At 31.4% G+C, this 2,178-nt stretch carries 3 protein-coding genes; 1 reads left to right on the forward strand and 2 read right to left on the reverse strand.

Annotated features, from left to right (window positions below; genetic code table 11):
• The first annotated feature begins 208 nt into the window (after nucleotides 1-208).
• On the forward strand, nucleotides 209-490 hold the full coding sequence (locus EJN67_RS13865) for a four helix bundle protein (protein WP_279387736.1): 282 nt from the start codon (nucleotides 209-211) through the stop codon (nucleotides 488-490).
• A gap of 299 nt (nucleotides 491-789) precedes the next feature.
• Here the strand turns inward: EJN67_RS13865 and EJN67_RS13870 are convergent, their stop codons facing one another.
• Together EJN67_RS13870 and EJN67_RS13875 are read right to left on the reverse strand one after the other, a co-directional pair.
• Nucleotides 790-1,272: a DUF6438 domain-containing protein gene (locus EJN67_RS13870; RefSeq protein WP_243641328.1), complete on the reverse strand. Its 483-nt coding sequence runs from the start codon at nucleotides 1,270-1,272 to the stop codon at nucleotides 790-792.
• Between the two features lie 174 nt (nucleotides 1,273-1,446).
• Nucleotides 1,447-1,938, reverse strand: coding sequence for a Csac_0668 family 2Fe-2S cluster-binding (seleno)protein (locus EJN67_RS13875; RefSeq protein ID WP_068557332.1), 492 nt, complete (start codon nucleotides 1,936-1,938; stop codon nucleotides 1,447-1,449).
• Nucleotides 1,939-2,178: the final 240 nt, after the last annotated feature.

Below are 2,178 nucleotides of genomic sequence, written 5' to 3' on the forward strand. Positions count from 1 at the left end.
TTACAATTAGAATTAGCCATAGCGAGCACCTCACTGTATTATTTTTTTTTGGTTAAAAATATTATACATGATTTTCTCGCTATGGTTCTATATTTTTTTGGTGTTGCATTTAATTATACAACGAACCGTTCCTAAATTTCCTTAAGTATTCTATTTGAATATATTTTATAGAATCAAGTTTTTCCCAAAATATAAGTAATATCGACTTATCGACCAATTAGTAAGGGCTATCCGCAGTATCAGTGCCAATATTGCAGAAGGCAATACACAATTATTTATAAAAAGAGAATTATTTCATGCCAACGCTGCTTTAGGTAGTGCAGGAGAATCTAGAAGTCACCTTCTCACTGCTTATCAAAATAATTATATTACTGAAGAACAATATGATATCTTAGATACTAAAACAATTGAAATTATCAAAATGCTTTATGGTTACATAAAAAGGTTGAAACTAGAGATAGGTAATGATTCAGATTTTAATAACTCCTAATAATGGTACAACAAGGGTTAAGGTTTCAATTTGTACCTTAGCCCCTTATGCCTTATTCCTCCGTCTAGCCTTCCTATACGCATTTTTTTAGCCCTACAGGTAATGTTGCCCATTTTAAAATTAGTGCAATCAATAAGAAAAAATGCCTTGGAAAGGCCGCTAATCCTCCAAAGCATTCTAAAAAATCCTAATAGCCCTATTTTGAAAAAGGTTCCAAGCGTCAGGGTGTTAACACACCTTGGCATTTGTCCTTTTCTGCTTATTATAGCAAACTTTATTCTTATTTTACCATTTAGTAGTTAAATATTTTTCATCAGTATGGCAGGTCCATAATAGTCATCTGTAGCAATCCCTATCTTCTGCACTTGCCATTCTAATACTTCTTGTCTATTACATTCTTTTTCTACTAAATCTATTGCTTCTTTTTCTGAAGCAGAAATAACTATACATCTAATTAATGACTCTGAATTCTTTTCTTCAACCTGATATATGTATAACCTTGGATTTACATGTTTTTTAGTGCCTATTATTCTATCTATTTTCTTTTCAAATGCTGTCAGGCTATCATCTATCAAAACATGTCCGTAATAGTGATTAATTTCTTTACTTTCTCCATCTAAATATTTTATTGTGGTAATACAAGAAGACTGGTCGGTAATGAACTCATTCCCTGGTTCATATATAAAAGACTTAAACCCAAAATCCTCAATCAAGTCATTTAATTGTTCTACCTTTTTCTTTGATATCTTCCAATGATGTTCCCCACTTTTATATACAAACATTTCTCCATGATAATCCCCCTATTAGCCTTCATATTCATATACTTATATACAAAACACTATAGACAGGACAAGTCCCAAAACACATTGTTCTTTGCAATTTTATGTATTCAAACATGATAATCCCCCGATTTACGGTATATAGTATTAAAATATAGTACAAAACGGAATTGCATCTTATTTCATGGATAACCCCTTATCTATAGCCTCCTGAATTATTTTGTGACAGCATTTCCCTAAGGGGTTATTTTTTTGACATTGGCTGTTTTTCATCGCTCCTGTAATTTCTATAATATCCTTAATTGTTTTTGCACCATGTTTTATTACAGCATCTATTACCTGTTCCTCTGTAACCTTGCTGCAGTAACAGGCGTATTTAGGATTGGCATCTTTTTTAAACCATATAGGCACTTTCACTTGCTGCTTTTCAAACTTAACGCCTGATTCTGGATTATAATAAACAATATTACATTCTTCATTCATGCATATATAATAATCCATATCTCCGACAAATTCTGCAAGGGTATCAACTACCAAATGCCTGACTGTAATATTTTTTACTTTTACTCCTGATGCTTTACACACAGGACATGTATTGTCATTTTCTATTTTATTAAGTGACTCTTTTCCCTTACAGCAACAGCAGTTATTTATTTTTTCATTTATCATTTTATCATTACCTCTCTATTATACCAATTTTTATTATAATTCTCATTTCTGTTGTATATAACTGTTATTTAATTCTGCTTTTTATTGATTCAATAATCGGATTTATTGATTTTTTGTTACTACTCAGGCATTCCCATTGAAGTCGCCCTGTGCTAATATGTAACCATGATCATTGACCTTCATATTATTAAAAAAGAGTAACTTTAATAAAGGGATATCGCCGATATCCCTCACTTCTAA

The sequence above is a fragment of the Xylanivirga thermophila genome (assembly GCF_004138105.1).
Lineage (GTDB): Bacteria > Bacillota > Clostridia > Caldicoprobacterales > Xylanivirgaceae > Xylanivirga > Xylanivirga thermophila.